The organism is Pseudomonas sp. (assembly GCF_046581935.1).
Lineage (GTDB): Bacteria > Pseudomonadota > Gammaproteobacteria > Pseudomonadales > Pseudomonadaceae > Aquipseudomonas.
Window position 1 is genome coordinate 43,958 of sequence record NZ_JAYGFK010000006.1, and the last position, 19,432, is coordinate 63,389.

The 19,432-nt window shown below is 58.9% G+C and carries 16 protein-coding genes; 13 read left to right on the top strand and 3 right to left on the bottom strand.

Annotation, left to right across the window (positions count from 1 at the left end):
* The first annotated feature begins 61 nt into the window (after positions 1-61).
* Positions 62-808: a TIGR00266 family protein gene (locus VCA57_RS05605; protein WP_411183978.1), complete on the top strand. Its 747-nt coding sequence runs from the start codon at positions 62-64 to the stop codon at positions 806-808.
* Between the two features lie 371 nt (positions 809-1,179).
* Positions 1,180-1,485 (top strand): hypothetical protein, encoded by a 306-nt coding sequence (locus VCA57_RS05610; protein ID WP_411183979.1) that lies wholly within the window; start codon positions 1,180-1,182, stop codon positions 1,483-1,485.
* Positions 1,486-1,494: 9 nt separating this feature from the next.
* Here the strand turns inward: VCA57_RS05610 and VCA57_RS05615 are convergent, their stop codons facing one another.
* Positions 1,495-1,836: a pilin assembly protein gene (locus tag VCA57_RS05615; RefSeq protein WP_411183980.1), complete on the bottom strand. Its 342-nt coding sequence runs from the start codon at positions 1,834-1,836 to the stop codon at positions 1,495-1,497.
* Positions 1,837-1,992: 156 nt separating this feature from the next.
* Between VCA57_RS05615 and ppc the strand changes: the two genes are divergently transcribed.
* The 7 genes from ppc to VCA57_RS05650 all read left to right on the top strand — a co-directional run bounded on the left by ppc (position 1,993) and on the right by VCA57_RS05650 (position 9,493).
* Positions 1,993-4,629 (top strand): phosphoenolpyruvate carboxylase, encoded by a 2,637-nt coding sequence (gene ppc, locus VCA57_RS05620; RefSeq protein ID WP_411183981.1) that lies wholly within the window; start codon positions 1,993-1,995, stop codon positions 4,627-4,629.
* Between the two features lie 245 nt (positions 4,630-4,874).
* Complete coding sequence (gene adk, locus VCA57_RS05625; RefSeq protein ID WP_411183982.1) at positions 4,875-5,522, top strand: adenylate kinase; 648 nt, start codon at positions 4,875-4,877, stop codon at positions 5,520-5,522.
* A 214-nt stretch (positions 5,523-5,736) separates the two neighbouring features.
* A complete protein-coding gene (locus tag VCA57_RS05630; protein ID WP_411183983.1) occupies positions 5,737-6,522 on the top strand; it encodes a 5'-nucleotidase, lipoprotein e(P4) family in 786 nt (261 codons plus the stop codon).
* Between the two features lie 161 nt (positions 6,523-6,683).
* Positions 6,684-7,364, top strand: coding sequence for a tRNA (adenosine(37)-N6)-threonylcarbamoyltransferase complex dimerization subunit type 1 TsaB (gene tsaB, locus VCA57_RS05635; protein ID WP_411183984.1), 681 nt, complete (start codon positions 6,684-6,686; stop codon positions 7,362-7,364).
* Between the two features lie 143 nt (positions 7,365-7,507).
* Positions 7,508-7,849, top strand: coding sequence for a hypothetical protein (locus VCA57_RS05640; protein ID WP_411183985.1), 342 nt, complete (start codon positions 7,508-7,510; stop codon positions 7,847-7,849).
* Positions 7,850-7,926: 77 nt separating this feature from the next.
* A complete protein-coding gene (locus VCA57_RS05645) occupies positions 7,927-8,787 on the top strand; it encodes a DUF72 domain-containing protein (RefSeq protein WP_411184020.1) in 861 nt (286 codons plus the stop codon).
* A gap of 13 nt (positions 8,788-8,800) precedes the next feature.
* Positions 8,801-9,493: an extensin family protein gene (locus tag VCA57_RS05650; RefSeq protein WP_411183986.1), complete on the top strand. Its 693-nt coding sequence runs from the start codon at positions 8,801-8,803 to the stop codon at positions 9,491-9,493.
* Between the two features lie 211 nt (positions 9,494-9,704).
* Here VCA57_RS05650 and VCA57_RS05655 read toward each other — a convergent pair whose 3' ends face one another.
* A complete protein-coding gene (locus VCA57_RS05655; RefSeq protein WP_411183987.1) occupies positions 9,705-10,469 on the bottom strand; it encodes a hypothetical protein in 765 nt (254 codons plus the stop codon).
* Between the two features lie 106 nt (positions 10,470-10,575).
* Between VCA57_RS05655 and VCA57_RS05660 the strand changes: the two genes are divergently transcribed.
* Positions 10,576-11,364 carry a class I SAM-dependent methyltransferase gene (locus VCA57_RS05660; protein WP_411183988.1) on the top strand — a complete coding sequence of 263 codons (789 nt, stop codon included), beginning with the start codon at positions 10,576-10,578 and terminating at the stop codon, positions 11,362-11,364.
* A 26-nt stretch (positions 11,365-11,390) separates the two neighbouring features.
* Here the strand turns inward: VCA57_RS05660 and VCA57_RS05665 are convergent, their stop codons facing one another.
* A complete protein-coding gene (locus VCA57_RS05665) occupies positions 11,391-12,029 on the bottom strand; it encodes a TetR/AcrR family transcriptional regulator (protein ID WP_411183989.1) in 639 nt (212 codons plus the stop codon).
* 90 nt (positions 12,030-12,119) lie between these two features.
* Here VCA57_RS05665 and VCA57_RS05670 point away from each other — a divergent pair, with 90 nt between their 5' ends.
* The 3 genes from VCA57_RS05670 to VCA57_RS05680 all read left to right on the top strand — a co-directional run bounded on the left by VCA57_RS05670 (position 12,120) and on the right by VCA57_RS05680 (position 18,134).
* A complete protein-coding gene (locus VCA57_RS05670; protein ID WP_411183990.1) occupies positions 12,120-13,241 on the top strand; it encodes an efflux RND transporter periplasmic adaptor subunit in 1,122 nt (373 codons plus the stop codon).
* A gap of 5 nt (positions 13,242-13,246) precedes the next feature.
* On the top strand, positions 13,247-16,327 hold the full coding sequence (locus tag VCA57_RS05675) for an efflux RND transporter permease subunit (protein ID WP_411183991.1): 3,081 nt from the start codon (positions 13,247-13,249) through the stop codon (positions 16,325-16,327).
* Positions 16,328-16,694: 367 nt separating this feature from the next.
* Positions 16,695-18,134, top strand: coding sequence for a sodium:solute symporter family protein (locus tag VCA57_RS05680; protein ID WP_411183992.1), 1,440 nt, complete (start codon positions 16,695-16,697; stop codon positions 18,132-18,134).
* Positions 18,135-19,432: the final 1,298 nt, after the last annotated feature.

Consider the following 19,432-nt stretch of genomic DNA (forward strand, 5'->3'; position numbering starts at 1 on the left):
GTCACCCGGATAGCATCCGCGTCGCCTTCGTCGCATTGCCCTTTATTGCCAGGAGCCCCACATGCCCAGCCACCAACTTGACTACGAAATCCTCGGCAGCTCCGCGCAAAGTGTGGAGATCATTCTTGATCCGGGCGAAACGGTTATCGCCGAAGCCGGTGTGATGAATTACATGACTGACGGCGTGCGCTTTGAAACGCGTATGGGCGATGGCTCAAGCAGCGGTGTACTGGGCAAGCTGTGGGGCATGGGCAAGCGCATGCTGACCGGCGAATCATTGTTTATGACGCACTTTTCCAATGCCGGTAAAAGTCAGGCGCGGGTAGCCTTTGCCGCACCTTATCCTGGCACTGTGGTACCGATTCAGTTAGCCGAGCATGGCGGCACACTGATTTGCCAGAAAGACGCCTTTCTCTGCGCGGCCTACGGCACGGCGGTTGGCATTAACTTCAATAAGCGCTTGGGTGCCGGCTTCTTTGGCGGTGAGGGCTTTATCCTGCAGAAGCTTGAAGGTGATGGTCTGGCCTTTGTCCACGCCGGTGGCACGGTAATTCGCAAGGAGTTGAATAATCAAACCCTACGCTTGGATACCGGCTGCTTAGTCGCCTTTAGCCAAGGCATCGATTACGACATCGCCCTGGCTGGCGGCTTGAAAAGCATGCTGTTCGGTGGTGAAGGTATCTTTCTGGCCACGCTCAAAGGCACGGGCACGGTGTGGGTGCAGAGCCTGCCGTTCTCGCGCTTGGCCGAGCGCATTTACGAAGTGACGTTCAAGGCCCGTGAAGAAGTGCGCGCCGGCGGCAAGTAATGCGGCAATATAGGGTCTGTTGCCGTTTCGTCGCGAACCGCGTTGCCGCGCAAAATCTCGCCAGGCTAGGCGGAGGACGCAGGTAATGGTTGTTCCCTTGCCAAGTCCTTCAACACCGCATGGCGAGATTTTGCGCGCAACCCGCAGGGCCGGGCCTGTTTTAGCGCGATACTGCGTTTCTCGACACTTATTTGGAGCAACCAAACTTCGTGTCTCGTGCCTTGCCTCGCGCTAAAACAGGCTCCGGCGCGGCCGCGAACGAAACGGTAACAGACCCTAAGCCTTTGCAGGCGCGCGCGTTTGTTGCAAGCTGCGCCGCCTGTAGGTCTGCCCGCTAACAGCCTGTTAACTGTTATTACTGAGAGTCTGTCATGAGTGAAGTACAACCAATCCCGCTGATTCTTACCGGCGTTGCCAGCATTTGTATGACGGTGGCTGTGCTCGGCTATTACGGTTATTTGCATATCGCCAAGCCGGAGGATGCTTTGCTGTTGTCCGAGTTCACCATGCTCAAGACCGTGCCCGGCGAGGACTACAAAGTCTCGCTCAAACCCGCCAGCCAGGTTGCCCAGTGCATTGATGGCGTGCTGGTGCTGTTTGATATGGAGCAGAAGGGCCTGACGGGTGTGCTGGTTGATCAGAGCAAACAGGCAGTGCGCTGCAACGAAGCTCAGTAAGCCCTAGCTCTAGCCAGCGCCGTTTTTCTGTTGGCTAATGCGCTGCAGATGTTGGCGTGACAGGGCGAGGAAGCGCGGCGTTAGGCCTATGTCCTCGTACAGCGGGTCGCCCAGCTCATCGGTTGCCACCACTTTACTGCCCTTGACGTAGGGCAGGCTGGCTTCCAACTCATCGAGTGCGGCGCCGAGCAACTCGCCAAGCAGTTCCTCAACGTGATGTTTGGGGTACATCTCCTGCAGCGCAGCTAGGCGCGCAGCGGCTTCCAGGTCGAGGTGGATCTGATAGGGCGTCGCTGTCAGGCGTCCTTGGGCGTTTTCTTGCCAATGCTGCACCAGCTCACGAATCTTCATGCTTACCTCGTATTTCTACTCTGCCCGCCGCTTCTTGGCCGGGCTTGCCTAGTTGAGACTAGCGTTTACCGCTATTCGTGCCGTCTAAACGTCGCGCACTTGTAAGAAGTTGGCGCGCTGGGCACTCTGGAGGCAGGATCAGCGGAGGCAATAGTCATGGCAGAAATCGATGCGCGTTTGCGCGAAGACGTCCACCAGCTCGGCGAATTACTGGGTAACACCATCAGCGTGCAGCATGGCGCTGCCTTTCTCGACAAGATCGAACGTATTCGTAAAGGCGCAAAGGCGGCTCGTCGCGGCTCGCCGGAAGGTGCGGAGCAACTCAGTGCAACCTTGAATCAACTGGCGGATGACGAGCTGCTGCCGGTTGCGCGGGCCTTCAACCAGTTTCTCAATCTGGCCAATATTGCCGAGCAATATCACCGCGTACGCCGCCGTGCGCCGGGCGAGCCCGTACCGTTTGAAGACAATATTCTTGCCGATCTTTTGCAGCGTCTGTTGGCTAATGGGCACAAGGGCGAGGCTCTGGCGCGTCAGTTCGGTCGCCTGGATATTGAGCTGGTACTGACTGCGCACCCCACTGAAGTGGCGCGGCGTACCCTGATTCAGAAATACGATGCCATGGCTGAACAGTTGGCAGCCGGTGATCACAGTGATCTCTCGGTTGCCGAACGTGAGCAGGTCAATCAGCGCCTGCAGCGGTTGATTGCCGAGGCTTGGCATACCGAGGAAATCCGCCGCAGTCGGCCAAGCCCGCTGGATGAAGCCAAATGGGGCTTTGCGGTGATCGAGCATTCACTCTGGCATGCCGTGCCCAATGTAATGCGCAAGGCCGATCAGGTGCTGCATGGTGCTACTGGGTTGCGCCTGCCGCTGGATGCCGCGCCGATTCGCTTTGCTTCCTGGATGGGCGGTGACCGCGACGGTAACCCCAATGTCACGGCGACGGTCACCCGTGAAGTACTGTTGTTAGCCCGCTGGATGGCGGCCGACTTATACCTGCGTGATGTTGATCAACTGGCGGCCGAGCTGTCCATGCAGCAGGCCAGCCCGGCGCTACTGGCGCGCGTAGGTGAGAGTGCGGAGCCATATCGCAGCCTGCTCAAACAACTGCGCGAGCGTTTACGCGCAACCCGCAGCTGGGCGCAGGCCGCGCTGAATGAGCCGATCCCCGCGCCCGCAGCGGTGCTGCAGGACAACCGCGAGCTGTTCGAGCCGCTGCAGTGTTGTTATCAGTCACTGCATGAATGCGGCATGGGCGTGATTGCTGACGGCCCGCTGCTCGATTGCCTGCGCCGCGCGGCCACCTTTGGCCTGTTCCTGGTGCGCCTGGATGTGCGGCAAGACTCCAGCCGGCACGCTGCCGCCATGAGTGAAATCACCGATTACCTGGGGCTTGGACGTTACGCAGAATGGGATGAAGAGGCGCGCCTGGCGTTTTTACTGCAAGAGCTGGAAAGCCGTCGGCCGTTGCTTCCCGGCCACTTTAAGCCCAGTGGTGAAACCGAGGAGGTGCTGGCCACTTGCCGCGAAGTGGCGCGTGCACCTGCTGCGTCCCTGGGTTCCTATGTGATTTCCATGGCCGGGGCTGCTTCCGATGTGCTGGCGGTGCAACTGCTGCTTAAAGAGTCTGGGTTGCAGCGGGCGATACGCGTGGTGCCACTGTTCGAAACCCTGGCTGATTTAGACAACGCCGGCCCGGTGATCAGCCGGCTGCTGGCGCTGCATGGTTACCGGGCACGCTTGCAGGGGCCGCAGGAAGTGATGATCGGTTATTCCGACTCGGCCAAGGATGCTGGCACCACTGCCGCCGCCTGGGCGCAGTACCGTGCTCAGGAAACCCTGGTGCAAGTGTGTCGCGAACAGGATGTCGAGTTGCTGTTGTTCCACGGTCGCGGCGGCACGGTTGGGCGTGGTGGTGGGCCGGCCCATGCGGCGATTCTGTCGCAGCCGCCCGGCTCGGTAGTGGGGCGTTTCCGCACCACCGAGCAGGGCGAAATGATTCGTTTCAAATTCGGTATGCCGGACATTGCCGAGCAGAATCTCAATCTGTATCTCGCCGCCGTACTCGAGGCCACCTTGTTGCCGCCGCCGAGCCCTGAGCCGGCTTGGCGCGAGCTGATGGACAAGCTGGCCCACGATGGCGTCACGGCCTACCGCGCGGTGGTGCGCGAGCATCCGCAGTTCGTCGACTATTTCCGCCAGGCCACGCCGGAGCAGGAACTCGGGCGCTTGCCGCTGGGCAGCCGGCCGGCCAAGCGCCGCGAAGGCGGGGTGGAAAGCCTGCGGGCAATTCCGTGGATTTTCGCCTGGACCCAAACGCGCCTGATGCTGCCGGCCTGGCTCGGCTGGGAGGCCGCATTAAACAATGCGTTGCAACGCGGCGAAGGTCATCTGCTCGGGCAAATGCGCGAACACTGGCCGTTCTTCCGAACCCGCATCGATATGTTGGAGATGGTGCTGGCCAAGGCAGACGAGGCGATTGCTCGGCTGTATGACGAGCGTTTGGTCGACTCGTCCTTGCAGCCATTGGGCGTACATTTACGCGGCCTATTGTCGCAGGCGGTGATCGCGGTGCTGGGTCTGACCGGTCAGTCGCAGCTGCTCTCGCATAGCCCGGAAACCCAGGAATCGTTCAGCGTGCGTAATACCTACCTAGACCCTTTACACCTGCTTCAGGCAGAGCTGCTAGCGCGTTCACGGCAGCGCGACAATCAGGCCGACAGCCCGCTTGAACAGGCATTGTTGGTCAGTGTGGCCGGTATTGCGGCAGGTTTGCGCAATACCGGCTAGGGCATTGCAAGGGCTGTTGGTGCATTTGGCAGCGTGTGTGTAGCGCGTTGCCAAATGCGCTACCTGTTAGCGGGTAGTCGTAGACCTATCAGACTTTTGGTGGCTTGTGCGCTATGGGTGCGCTGTGTATCTTGAGCGGCCTTTCGGCACTCTGGCCCTTGTTGGCAGCGCTGCCTGAACCATTCTGAGATTGGCCCCATGAGGCGAGTCCGACCGATTTCTACTTAATTTTGAGGAGCACATCGATGCGCGTGATTTTGCTAGGGGCGCCCGGTGCCGGTAAAGGTACCCAAGCTGGTTTCATCACCAAGAAGTTCGGTATTCCGCAAATCTCCACCGGCGACATGCTGCGTGCTGCGGTCAAGGCCGGCACTGAGCTGGGCCTGGTTGCCAAAAGCGTGATGGACAGCGGTGGTCTGGTTTCTGATGACTTGATCATCAATCTGGTCAAAGAGCGTATCGCTCAGGCCGATTGCGCCAATGGTTTCCTCTTCGATGGTTTCCCGCGCACCATTCCTCAGGCAGAAGCCCTGAAGGAAGCCGGTGTGGTTATCGACAACGTGCTGGAAATCGCTGTTGATGATGAAGAAATCGTCGGCCGTATTGCTGGTCGCCGCGTGCATCCAGCATCGGGTCGCGTTTACCACACCGAGCACAATCCGCCGAAAGTCGCCGGTATTGATGACGAAACCGGTGAAGAGCTGATCCAACGTGAAGACGACAAGGAAGCAACCGTGCGTCATCGCCTGTCGGTTTATCACTCGCAGACCAAGCCGCTGGTGGACTTCTACCAGAAGCTTGCCGCCGCTGACGGCACGCCGAAGTACAGCGCCATCGCTGGTGTGGGCTCGGTGGACGAGATCACTGCCAAGGTGCTGGCCGCGCTTAGCTAAGGCATCACGCCTACGCGTTCTGCCACAGTGCAGCATCAATAAAGGCCCCGTGTGGGCCTTTTTCGTTTGTGTTGCAGGGGTACGTTCTGGTCGCTCTCAAGCATGAGGCAGCGCGTCAGTTTTTTTACTATTGGAGACGCCAAGGTTGTTCTGCGTGGCCGTGTCGCTATGGCATGTGGATCGCGCGTCCACCACCAAGAAGAGAGGACATTCAATGACCGAAAAACCTACCAACGGCCTAACTTGGCTGGGTCTTGCAGTTTCACTGCTGGCCATCCCTACGGCCTATGCCGATACCCCAGCACAGCCCAAGACGGCCTGTTCTGTCGCTGAGTTCACCATGGGGCTGCGCTATCAGCAGCAATCGGCAGAAGTTCAGGCCCTGCAGTTGCAGGCCTACAACATCGCTACGCTGAAACTGGATGCGGCAGTAGCCGCCGCGAAAGATCCAGCGAAGCTGGCCATCGTGACCGACCTAGATGAAACCGTCATCGACAATAGCGCCTTGCTGGCGCGGGATTTGGCCAATTGCCATACCTATGACGCCTGGGACACTTGGCTGCCCTGGGAGCGTGACGGAACCCCTACGCTTATCCCCGGTGCTAAGAAGTTTCTGGAGCATGCCGACAGTCTGGGCGTGACCATTCGCTATGTGTCGGACCGTGCCGACGAGCAGAAGTCATACACCCTGGCGACCCTGAGCAAACTCGGCTTGCCTCAGGTATCGGCCGAAAGCGTTCTGTTGCTAGGACCACCCAAGGTCGAGCGGCGCGCCATTGTTAGTGCTGATCATCAGATCGTCTTGTTGCTGGGCGACACGCTGCATGACTTTGATGGGCGTTTTCGCAAGACACCGCTGGCCGAGCAACGGGCAACCGTGGCAGCTGAAGCGGACAAATGGGGCGCCGAGTGGATTGTCTTCCCCAACGCGGGTTATGGCACATGGTCTAAAGCGCCTTTGAAAGCCTGGGAAGCCGAGACTGTTATCCAGCCTTGGTAAGTCGCTGTTTGCCGATGAGTGCCGGGGCTATTCTGCCCCGGTACGCGTTACTGTCGGAGGGAGTTCTGCCGTGTGGCAGGCACGAACGACAGTGATTGCGCTGGAAAAAAAAGCCTCAAGCCGTTCTAATGCCGGTCCATTTCGTCACCTGTCTGAATGCAATGACCACTCTCCTGGCCCTGGATACCGCCACCGAAGCCTGCTCCGTCGCCTTGTTGCATGACGGCCAGGTGCTCAGTCATTACGAAGTGATTCCGCGCATGCACGCTCAGCGATTGCTGCCGATGATCAAGCAACTGCTAGCAGATGCAGGTGTGTCGTTGTCTGCGCTGGATGCGATTGCTTTTGGTCGTGGTCCGGGCGCCTTTACCGGTGTACGGATTGCCATCGGCGTCGTGCAAGGCCTGGCCTTTGCCCTGGAACGCCCGGTTTTACCCGTGTCCAACTTGGCTGTACTGGCCCAGCGTAGCCTGCGTGAGCAGGGTGCGCAGCAGGTCGCCGCGGCCATTGATGCGCGTATGGACGAGGTCTACTGGGGCTGTTATCGCGCCGAACAAGGTGAAATGCGTCTGGCTGGTGTTGAGGCGGTGTTGCCGCCGGAGCGCGCCAGCCTACCACGTGATGCGGCGGGCGACTGGTTTGCTGCGGGCACTGGCTGGGGCACCTTTGCGGCACGCATTCCAGTAGCGGTCACCGGTCAGGATGCTGCCATGCTGCCGCATGCCGAAGATCTGCTCAGCTTGGCGCGCTTTGCTTGGGCGCGTGGTGAGGCGGTTGTCGCGGACCTGGCGCAGCCGGTTTATCTGCGTGATCAGGTGGCTACGCCCAAAGCTGCAGTCTGAGTTACCCGTGCCCGGCACTGAGCGCCGGCACCTTCTGTCGAGCATATTGCCCGGTCCCCGCTGCTTGATTGCCAAGCAGCCTTGTGGGGGCTAAATTGCCATCACCTGAGTTCAATGTTGGCCAAGCCGCTGAGCAGTAATTAATGCGTATTGATGGTTTTACCTCCTCCTACTCGCCTGAGCGCAGTGCCCGTCCCGGCTCTGCGGTTACGCCATTTCGCGACGCGCAGCGCGAGGTCGAGGCGCTTCGAGAGCAACCAGCAACGCCCGCCAGTAGCCAGGGGCTGGAGGCGGTTGCCCAGCCGCGTAAGGTCGAAGCTAGTAATGGCAGCACTGACAGCTTACCTAGTCGCCTGCAAGACCAGCTGTACCAGCCGCAGATGAATAACCGCGCCGCCCAGGCGTTGGCCAGCTACAGCTCAACGGCGAGCTTCTCTAGTGAGTCGGATGCCCAGCAAATCATGGGCCTTGATCTTTACGCCTAATCACAAATCTGGCTGATTAGACTCACCACATAGGCTCTCGCCTTTATTCGCTTCATCGCTTAACGGTCTGCACATTGATACTGCCTTACTACCTTGGTTGTCCGTCATGGAGTGAGCCTGCTTGGCGCGGCTCGTTGTATCCGCAGGGCAGTCGTAGTGCCGACTTTTTGCCCTTGTATGCGCAGGTATTCAACGCCGTTGAGGGCAATACCACCTTCTACGCGCCGCCTTCCGTCGATACGATGGCGCGTTGGGCCGAGCGTATGCCGGCGCATCTGCGCTTTTGCGCCAAGCTGCCACGGGAGATCAGTCACGGCGGTGATCTGCGCGAGCAGCTGAGTGCCGTAGAGGATTTTCGTCAGTTGTTGGCCCCGCTGGGTAAGCGGGTCGCGCCGTTCTGGCTGCAGTTGTCGGCAAGCTTCGGCCCGCAACGCTTGGCGGAATTAGTCGCTTTTATCGAGCTCTGGCAGGACGGCGAGTTGGCCGTTGAAGTACGCCACCCGGCGTTCTTTGCCAAAGGCGAGGAGGAGCGCCGCCTTAATCGGTTGCTGCATGAGCGTGGTATTGAGCGTATCTGTCTGGATTCGCGCGCGCTGTTTAGTTGTGTCTCCAGCGCGCCGGCGGTATTGCATGCCCAAGCCAAGAAGCCGCGCCTGCCATTGCGCCCCACGGCCTTTAGCCAGTCACCGCAGCTGCGCTTTATCGGGCATCCAGAATTGCAGGCGAATGACCCGTTTATGGCACCTTGGCTGGATAAGGTCGCAGGTTGGATCGAGGAAGGCCGTACGCCCTACGTTTTTCTACACACCTCGGATAATCGCCTGGCACCGCAATTGGCACAGCGCTTTCATCAGCAGTTGATGGCGCGATTACCCGGTTTGCCGGCCTTGCCACAGATACAGGTGGACGATCAGGTCGAGCAGTTAGGCCTGCTCTGATAGGCTGCGCGGCATGACCTTCTTACGTGTGTTTCTGCTGCTTTGTATGTTGCTCGCCGGCGCGTTGCTTGGGCTTTGGCGTGGTTGGCTGGATGTGCCGCCGCATTGGAACCCCTGGGCGGTGCTGGATATTCGTGAGACACCGAATTTTCTCACCAGCTATAAACTCTGGCGTTTGCAGGACGATCCGGCGTTGTGCCGGCAAGCGTTAAGCACGTCATCAATGCGCTTCACGCCGCAGACCGATAGCAGCCCAGACGTGTCATGCCCGCTAACTAACACCGTGCGGGTGCAAAGTGCCGGGGTTGCTTTCAGCAGCAGCTTTATTGCCAGTTGCCCGCTAGCCGCAGCGTTTGCCTTGTTCGAGCAACATGATCTGCAGCCCACTGCCCAGGCTATTTTCGGCCAGCCAGTGACGCGGGTGGAGCATGTTGGCAGCTTCGCCTGCCGCACTATTGCTGGTAGCCAGCGGCGTAGTCAGCACGCCTCGGCCAATGCGCTGGATATCGTCGGCTTCCGTCTGGCCGATGGTCGGCGCATCAGCGTGTTGCAGGATTGGCCCAAGCAGGGCAAGAACGCGCAGTTTCTTCGCCAAGTGCAACAGGCCGCTTGCACGCGCTTCAACATCACCTTGGGGCCGGAGTACAACGCCGCCCACCGCGACCACTTTCATGTGGATATGGGGCTCTGGCGCATGTGCCGCTAGCACTTTGTTGATGTTGCTGGGCTTTCGTACCTCAGCGCCAACCTACAACTGCTCCTAGCGCAGGAGGGCGATTATGGGGGCTCCACGCATTTAGAGCGTCGCGTAATCCACCATTGCAGTTTGCCGGTCGACCGCAACGGTGGTTACGGCGCGTTGAGAGTCGATGGTGTTTTTCTGATTCCGATTCGCGCCTAACCCACCCTACGTATTACTAACGCTGGGCCAATAACAGATCGGCAGCCTGACCACTGCGACCGTCGGCGAACTCGAAGCGGCCGAGTTGGGCGATTTCGTCGTAGGCACCCAGGGCAATCTTTACATCACGTGCTTGTAGATCAATGGCGCTGACTCCAGCTGCGCTCAGGGATTGGCTGGATTGCCGTCCTTGGGCGTCAAAGCGCATCAGGCTCAGGTGCTCGAAAATAGCGTCCTGGCTGTCGATACGGCCGTCGCCGTTGTCGTCGTATTTGCGCAGTTCGGCAAAACCGTTGCTCGCGCCATTCTGGTCGCCGAACAACTCGCTGCCATCGTCTATGCGTCCGTTACCGTTGCGGTCGTAGGCGAGGAGGGCATCGTCACCGGTCGGTACGCTGATTTGCTCGAGTTTGCCGTCGGCATCCAGGTCGAAGCGAACTGAGCGGGTTAGGCCGCTGGTACTGAAGCCGTTGCTGGCCAGATCTAGTACCAGGGGGTCGGTTTGCTTCGGTTCGGTGTTAATGCTGACGTTCAGTTCGAGCTTGCTCTGGGCGGCTAACGCCTGGAAATCACTGGCCTGGGTGCTGACGGCTAGCGGTTCGTTGGGCGTTTGGGAGGGGCTGGTGGGGGATTCAGCTTCTACTTCGTCGGGCATCAAGGTGCGCCGCAGGATTTGATAATCCAGCGAGGCGCGCTTGCCTTCATCGAGCGTTTCGCTGATTGAGCGGGTGCTGGCAGCCGATGGGGCCGCGCTGCGCGAAGCGGAAATTACATCAAACATGGCGAACTCGGTGCGGCTGTATGCTGCCGGGTCTGGCAAAATGCCGCTCAGGCAGGTTATCGGCCGCTTAGGCGGTCAATTGAGTGATTTTTGAGCACGTTTTCTAATGAATGATGAGCGGCTAATAGCCAGAATTCGTATGCAGGCCCTGGTTCCGCATTTGCAGTCTGTGGCTGAAGCTTGGGCGGCGCGCCTAGGTTTGCCGCTGGATGGTGATAGCGAGTTTGCCCTGCAGCTGGGGGAGGCTGGCTTGCAACTGGTGGAGTTGGGGCCGCAGGCACCGGGGCCGGTCAAGGTGGATTTTGTTGAAGGCGCGGTGGCGCATCGGCGCTTATTTGGCGGTGGCAGTGGGCAGATGATTGCCAAGGCGGTAGGCGTGCAGGCTGGCGTTCGTCCGCGGGTGTTGGATGCCACGGCGGGCCTGGGGCGTGATGCCTTTGTACTGGCGAGTTTGGGCTGCAGCATGACTCTGATCGAGCGCCAGCCGCTGATTGCGGCGTTGCTCGAGGATGGTCTGGCGCGTGCGGCGTTGGACCGTGATGTCGCGCCGATTGCTGCGCAGATGCAGCTGCTCACCGGTAATGCCATTGAGCTGATGCGCACGTGGCAGGGCGAGCCGCCTCAGGTGATCTACCTCGATCCGATGTTTCCGCACCGCGACAAGAGCGCACTGGTGAAGAAAGAGATGCGCCTGTTCCGGCCCTTTGTCGGCGATGACCTGGATGCCCCAGCGCTACTGGAGGCGGCGTTGAACCTGGCCAGCCATCGGGTGGTGGTCAAGCGACCGCGCAAGGCGCCGCTGATTGATGGAGCCAAGCCCGGTTATGCGCTGGAGGGTAAATCCAGCCGTTACGACATTTATCCGAAGAAAAAACTGCAATCCGCCAGCGAATAATCGGCTCTTTCCTGCGACGCTTGGCGCTACTCGACGCGAAAGGCGCGCAGGAATACGGCGACCGCATCGCGCACATGCGCTTCGGCCTCAGCGCCTTGCAACGGTTCGCCACAGCCAATTAACAGACGAAAGTTGGCTCCGCCCTTGATTAAGCAGAAAAAATGATCCGCCGCACTCGCCGGGTCGGCTATATGCAGTTTGCCGTTCTGATTGGCCTTGCGTAGCAGGTCTTCCATGCCCAGCAGCACACGCTGAGCGCCGGCCTCGTAGAACATCCGCGAGAGCTTAGAATCCTGAGCCGCGAGGCTCACCATTACCCGGTGTAGCTCCACTGATTCACGGCTGTTGATCAGTTCATGAAAGCCGCGTCCGATGTTCAGTAGCACTTGTGCCAGTGGCACCTCATCACTCAACTCAAACAGCAGCTCGGGCAGTTGCTCTTCGCATTTGGACTGCACGGCGGCCGCGAACAGCTTCTCTTTATCGGTGAAGTGGCTGTACACCGTGAGCTTGGAAACCCCGGCTTCAGCGGCAATCGCATCCATGCTGCTACCGTCATAACCATTGCTGAGGAATAGGGTTTTTGCCGCTTCCAGGATGGCTTTGCGTTTAGCTAGGTCTTTGGGGCGACCGGGGCCGCTGGTTGGTAACACTTTGTTTGGCATGGGTCGGTTTTAATACTGGACTAGTGAGTTTGCTATTTTTACTATACCCGCCAGTGTAAATATTCTAAAGCCTCTAAAGGGTCCGTCATCATGTTTCGTCATGCGCTGTCTGTTGCATTGCCCGCCAGTCTTATCCTCGTGCTCGCTGCGTGTGGCAATGGCGAACCCGCTGCGGTTGCTGTGCGCCCGGCCATGGTGGTACAGCCGCAACTGGCTGGTGAGTTGATGGATGCCTATCCCGGTGAGGTGCGTGCGCGCCTTGAGCCTGAGTTGGCCTTTCGCATCGCCGGCAAGGTGACCAAACGGTTGGTCGATGTGGGCGCGCAAGTGAAGAAGGATCAGCCGCTGGCCGAGCTGGACCCGCAGGATGTGCGTCTGCAACTGGAGGCTAATCGCGCTCAGCTCGCGGCAGCCGAGGCCAATCTGCAATTGGCACGTGCCGAGCGTGATCGCTACAAAACCTTGTTGGCGCGCAACCTGGTTAGCCGTTCGCAATACGACAACGCGGAAAATACGTACCGCTCTGGTGAGGCTCGGGTAAAGCAGGTGCGTGCCGAGTTCAACGTGGCTAACAACCAGGCCGGCTACGCCGTGTTGCGTGCCTCTCAGGATGGTGTGGTCGCGCGGCGCACGGTTGAGGTCGGGCAAGTGGTAGCTGCGGGGCAAACGGTGTTCACCCTGGCGGTTGATGGTGAGCGTGAAGTATTGATCAACCTGCCCGAACAAGCCTTCGAGCGCTTCAGGATCGGCCAGGAGGTGGAGGTCGAGCTCTGGTCGCAGCCGGACCAACGTTTCCCTGGGCGTATTCGTGAGATATCACCATCGGCTGATCAGCAATCGCGCACCTTCGCTGCGCGCGTTGCTTTTGTTGAAGGCAAAGTCCCGGCTGAGTTAGGCCAGAGCGCCCGGGTGTTTATCGCCCATGACGGTGAAGTGCCGCTGTCGGTGCCGCTGTCTGCGGTAACCGCCGAGAAGGGCCAGCCCTATGTCTGGGTGGTCGACCCTGCCAGTTCTACCCTCAAACGTACTAACGTGCGTATTGGTGCCTACGGTGAGAAAACCGTACCGGTGTTTGAAGGTTTGCAAGCCACGGATTGGGTGGTAGCCGCGGGTGGCCAGGTGTTGCACGAAGGTCAGCAGGTGCGTCCGGTTGATCGCGATAACCGTGCTGTGCAGTTGACGGTGCAGGCCACGCCGACGGTCAAGGAGTAAGCCCGATGGATTTCAACCTATCCGCTTGGGCGCTGCGTAACCGTCAGATCGTCCTGTATCTCATGCTGCTGTTGGCTATTGTTGGTGCCATTTCCTATACCAAACTGGGCCAGAGTGAAGACCCGCCCTTTACCTTCAAGGCCATGGTGGTGCGCACCAATTGGCCAGGGGCGAGCGCCGAAGAAGTGGCGCAGCAGGTCACGGAGCGCATCGAAAAGAAGCTGATGGAGACCGGCGAATACGATCGGATTGTCTCGTTTTCGCGGCCTGGTGAATCTCAGGTCACTTTTCTTGCCCGCGACTCGATGCACTCTGACGAGATCCCCGATCTGTTCTATCAGGTGCGCAAAAAAGTCAGCGATATTCGCCATACCCTGCCGCAGGGGATTCAGGGGCCGTTCTTCAACGATGAGTTCGGTACTACGTTCGGCAATATCTATGCGTTGACCGGCAAAGGCTTTGATTACGCCGTACTCAAGGATTATGCCGATCGCATCCAGCTGCAGCTGCAGCGCGTTAAAGATGTCGGCAAGGTCGACCTGATTGGTTTGCAGGATGAAAAGATCTGGATCGAGCTGTCCAACACCAAGCTTGCCACCCTCGGCCTGCCGCTGGCCGCCGTGCAACAGGCGCTAGAAGAACAGAACTCGGTAGCGTCTGCCGGCTTTTTTGAAACCAGCACCGACCGCGTGCAACTGCGTGTCACCGGGCGGTTTGAGTCGGTTGATGAAATTCGCAATTTCCCTATTCGCGTAGCCGACCGCACCTTCCGTATCTCCGATGTCGCCGAGGTCAAACGCGGCTTTAATGATCCGCCCTCACCGCGCATGCGCTACATGGCTGAAGACGCCATCGGCCTGGCGGTATCGATGAAAGCCGGCGGTGACATTCTGGTACTGGGCGAGGCCCTGGAAGGCGAGTTCGCCCGCCTGCAGCAAACCTTGCCCGCGGGCATGCAACTGAGCAAGGTGTCCGATCAGCCGGCAGCGGTAAAAACCGGGGTTGGCGAATTCGTCCGCGTGCTTGCCGAGGCCGTGATCATCGTATTGCTGGTGAGTTTCTTCTCACTCGGCCTACGTACAGGTTTGGTGGTGGCACTGTCGATTCCGCTGGTGCTGGCCATGACGTTTGCCGCCATGTACTACTTCGGCATCGGCTTGCATAAAATTTCCCTCGGCGCGCTGGTGCTGGCGTTGGGCCTGATGGTGGATGACGCGATCATTGCCGTGGAAATGATGGCGATCAAGATGGAGCAGGGCTTCGACCGCATCAAAGCGGCCAGCTATGCCTGGACCAGCACGGCGTTCCCGATGCTGACCGGCACACTGATCACCGCCGCCGGCTTCCTACCGATTGCCACCGCGCAGTCGGGGACGGGCGAATACACCCGTTCGATCTTCCAAGTGGTGGCCATTGCCCTGTTGGTGTCATGGTTTGCCGCCGTGGTGTTTGTGCCGTACTTGGGGGCCAAACTGCTGCCCGACCTGGCCAAGCTGCACGCGGCTAAACACGGCGGTAGCGCGGGCGGTCACGACCCTTATGGCACGCCGTTCTATCAGCGTGTACGCGGCGCGGTGGAGTGGTGCGTACGCCGCCGTAAGACGGTGATCCTGTTGACCATTGCGCTGTTTATCGGCTCGATTATGTTGTTCCGCTTTGTGCCGCAGCAGTTCTTCCCGGCTTCCGGGCGTTTGGAGTTGATGGTTGACTTCAAGCTCAGCGAAGGCGCATCACTGGTTGCCACTGAAGAGCAGGCCAAGCGTTTCGAGGCGATGCTCAAGGGGCGTGAAGGTATTGATAATTATGTGGCGTATGTCGGCACCGGCTCGCCGCGTTTTTACCTGCCGCTGGACCAGCAACTGCCCGCTGCCAGCTTTGCCCAGTTCGTTGTGCTGGCTAAAAGCATCGAAGACCGCGAAAAAATCCGCACCTGGCTGATTGATGTACTGCGTGATGAGTTCCCGACCCTGCGCACGCGTGTCGCTCGCCTGGAAAATGGCCCGCCGGTGGGGTATCCGGTGCAGTTCCGCATCTCCGGCGAGCATATTGATGTGGCGCGCCAGTTGGCCCGTGAGGTAGCCGACAAGGTGCGTGAGAACCCGTATGTGGCCAACGTGCACCTGGATTGGGAAGAGCCGAGCAAGGTCGTACGCCTGAATATCGACCAGGAACGTGCCCGTGCCTTGGGCGTTAGCACCTCCGACCTGTCGAGCTTCCTGCAGAGCTCGCTGACGGGCTCGTCCGTTAGCCAGTATCGCGAGGGCAACGAACTGATCGAAATTCTCCTGCGGGGTACGCCAAGTGAGCGTCAGGAACTCGGCTTGCTGCCGAGCCTGGCCGTGCCGACCGACAATGGCCTTAGTGTGCCGCTGGCGCAGATCGCCACCTTGGAGTACGGCTTTGAGGAAGGCGTGATCTGGCACCGTAACCGCCTGCCGACCGTCACCGTTCGGGCCGACGTGTACGGCAATGAGCAGCCAGCCAGCCTGGTCAAACAGATTCTGCCGACCCTCGAACCCATTCGTGCGCAGTTGCCCGATGGCTATCAACTGGATGTAGGCGGTACCGTGGAAGACTCCAGCCGTGGACAGCGGTCGGTTTACGCGGGTGTACCGTTGTTTATCGTGGTGGTGCTGACCTTGCTGATGCTGCAACTGAAAAGCTTCTCGCGCTCGGCCATGGTGTTCCTCACCGCACCGCTGGGGTTGATCGGCGTAACGCTGTTCCTGTTGCTCTTCAATCAGCCGTTTGGCTTTGTGGCCATGCTCGGCACCATCGCCCTATCGGGGATGATCATGCGTAATTCGGTGATTCTGGTTGACCAGATCGAGCAGGACATCGAGTCCGGAATGGACCGTTGGCACGCGATTATTGAAGCCACCGTGCGACGTTTCCGGCCCATCGTGCTGACCGCCCTGGCGGCCGTATTGGCGATGATCCCGTTGTCGCGCAGCGTGTTCTTTGGGCCGATGGCCGTGGCGATCATGGGTGGCTTGATTGTCGCCACGGCGCTGACCTTGCTGTTCCTTCCGGCGCTTTATGCCGCTTGGTTCCGCGTCAAAGCTGTGGAGCGTCAGCCGGGCTGAATAAGCGCGGGATGATAAAAAGCCAGGCGTTTAGCCTGGCTTTTTTGTGCCTGATGATTGTCACGTCGGCAGCTTGCTCTGCTCGCGCTGTCAAAAATATACAACTACCCTCTGCGACGTATATGAGGTTATTGCAACGTATACAGTAAGTTGCACGGGGATTATGCGGCGCTTATTGATTTATCTACTTACATCTCGTCAATTTTGTTTGACATATTTTACGTATTTGCCAGACTGCGCGACCGTGGTGGGCGCGTGCAGTGACCCATCATGAATAGTCATAACAAAAACCTGTGGCCCATCGTTGTTCCCGCGCGCCTATGCGGGTCATGCATGCGGTGGGCTGACGTCTGTGGAACGGGAAAGCATGCTGATCTGGTTCGTTGCGCTCTATTTGCTGGTGACTGTCGCCATCGGTTTCTACGCCTCCACCCGAGTACATAACACCCGCGACTTCGCCTCTGGTGGGCGCAGTATGGGCTTCCCCATCGTCGCCGCCATGGTGTTTGCCACCTGGTTTGGCTCCGAGGCCGTGCTAGGCATCCCCGCCACCTTTCTTGAAGAAGGCTTTGCTGGCATCGTCGAAGACCCGTTCGGATCGTTTGGTTGCCTGTTTCTGGTTGGCCTGATCATCGCCCGGCCGCTTTACCGGATGAACCTGCTGACCATCGGTGATTACTTCAAAAAGCGCTTCGGCCCGCAGGTCGAGCTGATCATCAGCCTGGTTATTGTCATGTCCTACCTGGGCTGGATTGCCGCGCAACTGATCGCCCTTGGCCTGGTGTTCAACGTCATCTCCGACGGCAGCATCAGCACCACGCAGGGCATGTTCCTCGGCACCTTTATCGTGCTGCTGTACACCCTGTTCGGTGGCATGTGGTCGATTGCCCTGACTGACTTCTTCCAGATGATCATCATCGTGGTTGGTCTGATCTACTTGGTGTGGTTGTTCAGTGACATGGCCGGTGGTGCTGACCTGGTGATCAACAAGGCCGCCAGCGAAGGCAAGTTCACCTTTATGCACGCCTTCGAGCCCAAGGATATCGTTGCCTTTATCGGCGCAGCCGTGACCATGATGCTCGGCTCCATCCCCCAGCAGGATGTTTACCAGCGGGTGATGTCGGCCAAGAGCGAGAACATCGCCGCGCGCGCCTCGATGACCGGTGCTGTGCTGTACCTCGGTTTCTGCATGCTGCCGGTGTTTCTGGTGTACGCCGCCTCGATGATCGACCCAGCACTGGTCGAAAAATGGTTGGCTGAAGACTCGCAGATGATCCTGCCGCTGCTGATTTTGGAAAAGACCCCACTGTTCGCCCAGATCATGTTCTTCGGTGCGCTGCTCTCGGCGATTATGTCCACCGCCTCCGGCACCTTGCTGGCACCCTCCGTGACCCTGACCGAGAACGTGCTCAAGCGCTTTCTGCCGGTGCTTACCGACAAGCAGTTTTTGCTGCTGATGCGTTGCACCATCCTGGTTTGCGCTGTTGCGACCTTGGCCTTCGCACTGTATTCGGATGCGAGCATCTACGAGATGGTCGGCAATGCTTACAAGGTCACCTTGGTGGCCGCAGTGGTGCCGTTGTTTGCCGGGCTGTTCTGGAAGCGCGCGACCACCCAAGGCGCGCTAGTTGCCATCGCCTTTGGCTTGGTTTCGTGGATCTACCTGGAGCTGACATGGAGCGAAGCCGCCTTCTGGCCGCCGCAACTGGCAGGCCTGCTGTTTAGCCTGGCTGGCATGTTGATTGGCACGCTGCTGCCGCAATGGAGTCGTAACCAGAATGATGTGCTGGTAGCGCAGGCGGAATAAGCCTGGCGCTTGGTCGACAAAACCCCGCTGATTGGCGGGGTTTTGTTTTTTGGCCCCGGCGAGGGTATGTCTCGCCCTTGTAGGCGCGGCCCATGGCCGCGAGCTTTGCTGTTTTTGATTGGTTTGGATGTGGCAGGTTTTGCGGCTTTGCTTACGCCGCTTATGTGTTGCTCGGGCTAACGGTTCCGCCCTTACGGCGGGTCACTTCTGGCAAACGCCCCAGAAGTAACCAAGAGGTCTTGCCCCTTGCATCCGGCCCGACTTCGTCGGGTTCCCTCGCTCCATCATTGCTTTAGGGGCCCGCCGCGAAGGGCCATCCCTGGCCCATCGCGGCTCTCGCGGCATCCATGCCGCTCAACCCCTTCCGCAACGATTCCACTCGGCCTCCTGATGGGGCGTTTGGTGTCGTCTGTGAGATTGTGGGCAAGTGACAAAAAGCCAACTCATCCTACGAATGTCCGCCGACCCTGTAGGAGCGGGCTTGCCCGCGATGCTTTTGCTTTTGCTTCTGCTTTTGCCTTTTGCTCTGCCATCCAAAGCTCGCCCAAACGACGCGGTCCCCGAACCCCGTCAGGAGGCCGAGCGTAGGTGCTGTGGAGAGGGACGTTTGGCATGGATGCCAAACGAGGCATGCCGGGCCATGGATGGCCCGTCTTGACGACCCTCGGAACAGCACCGGAGCGAGGGGAGTTGAGCGCAGCGAAACCCGGATGCCGGGCGCGCTTTCTCTTTGGTTACTTTCTCTTTGCGCGCGCAAAGAGAAAGTAACTCGGCGTAAGGCCGAAACCAGTAGTAGCAGTCAGAGAAAGTGCGGCGGGCGTTATGGACTTGATAGGTATCGCTGTGCCCCACCCAACGAGCTGCGCGCAACAGCGATGGTATAGCCATTGCGGCGGTGGTTAGGTGAAGGGGGCTTTATTGTTCATGCTGCTATGTACGACGGCGAGGGTCAGTCAGAACAAGCTGAAGGGGTTCAGCTACTACCTGGCGGAACTGGAGTCCCTAAAAAGTGGCTAGGTCTACCGTCTGGGTAATCTACCTTGGCCCATATACCGTTTTTCTTAATATATGCCTTTACATCGTCGATCCCAGCTTCGCCGCTCAAGAAACGATCAATTAGTGAGGCATACTCCGGCGACTCTGACTCTGACTCTGGAAGCTTTGGCCAGTTTGTAATTCCGGATACTTGGTCTAACAGGTACAGGTGGATTTTCGTCAGTTCTGTAAACGCAAGATCTGAGTTACCCGATTCGCCAGCAAATAATGTCCAGCTAATGTGACAAAGCTCGCTGCAGGAG

Excerpts from the sequence above, each read along its gene's own strand:
- VCA57_RS05605 (WP_411183978.1), top strand. The coding sequence starts at position 62 with ATGCCCAGCCACCAACTTGACTACGAAATCCTCGGCAGCTCCGCGCAA.
- VCA57_RS05610 (WP_411183979.1), top strand. The coding sequence starts at position 1,180 with ATGAGTGAAGTACAACCAATCCCGCTGATTCTTACCGGCGTTGCCAGC.
- VCA57_RS05615 (WP_411183980.1), bottom strand. The coding sequence starts at position 1,836 with ATGAAGATTCGTGAGCTGGTGCAGCATTGGCAAGAAAACGCCCAAGGA.
- ppc (WP_411183981.1), top strand. The coding sequence starts at position 1,993 with ATGGCAGAAATCGATGCGCGTTTGCGCGAAGACGTCCACCAGCTCGGC.
- adk (WP_411183982.1), top strand. The coding sequence starts at position 4,875 with ATGCGCGTGATTTTGCTAGGGGCGCCCGGTGCCGGTAAAGGTACCCAA.
- VCA57_RS05630 (WP_411183983.1), top strand. The coding sequence starts at position 5,737 with ATGACCGAAAAACCTACCAACGGCCTAACTTGGCTGGGTCTTGCAGTT.
- tsaB (WP_411183984.1), top strand. The coding sequence starts at position 6,684 with ATGACCACTCTCCTGGCCCTGGATACCGCCACCGAAGCCTGCTCCGTC.
- VCA57_RS05640 (WP_411183985.1), top strand. The coding sequence starts at position 7,508 with ATGCGTATTGATGGTTTTACCTCCTCCTACTCGCCTGAGCGCAGTGCC.
- VCA57_RS05650 (WP_411183986.1), top strand. The coding sequence starts at position 8,801 with ATGACCTTCTTACGTGTGTTTCTGCTGCTTTGTATGTTGCTCGCCGGC.
- VCA57_RS05655 (WP_411183987.1), bottom strand. The coding sequence starts at position 10,469 with ATGTTTGATGTAATTTCCGCTTCGCGCAGCGCGGCCCCATCGGCTGCC.
- VCA57_RS05660 (WP_411183988.1), top strand. The coding sequence starts at position 10,576 with ATGAATGATGAGCGGCTAATAGCCAGAATTCGTATGCAGGCCCTGGTT.
- VCA57_RS05665 (WP_411183989.1), bottom strand. The coding sequence starts at position 12,029 with ATGCCAAACAAAGTGTTACCAACCAGCGGCCCCGGTCGCCCCAAAGAC.
- VCA57_RS05670 (WP_411183990.1), top strand. The coding sequence starts at position 12,120 with ATGTTTCGTCATGCGCTGTCTGTTGCATTGCCCGCCAGTCTTATCCTC.
- VCA57_RS05675 (WP_411183991.1), top strand. The coding sequence starts at position 13,247 with ATGGATTTCAACCTATCCGCTTGGGCGCTGCGTAACCGTCAGATCGTC.
- VCA57_RS05680 (WP_411183992.1), top strand. The coding sequence starts at position 16,695 with ATGCTGATCTGGTTCGTTGCGCTCTATTTGCTGGTGACTGTCGCCATC.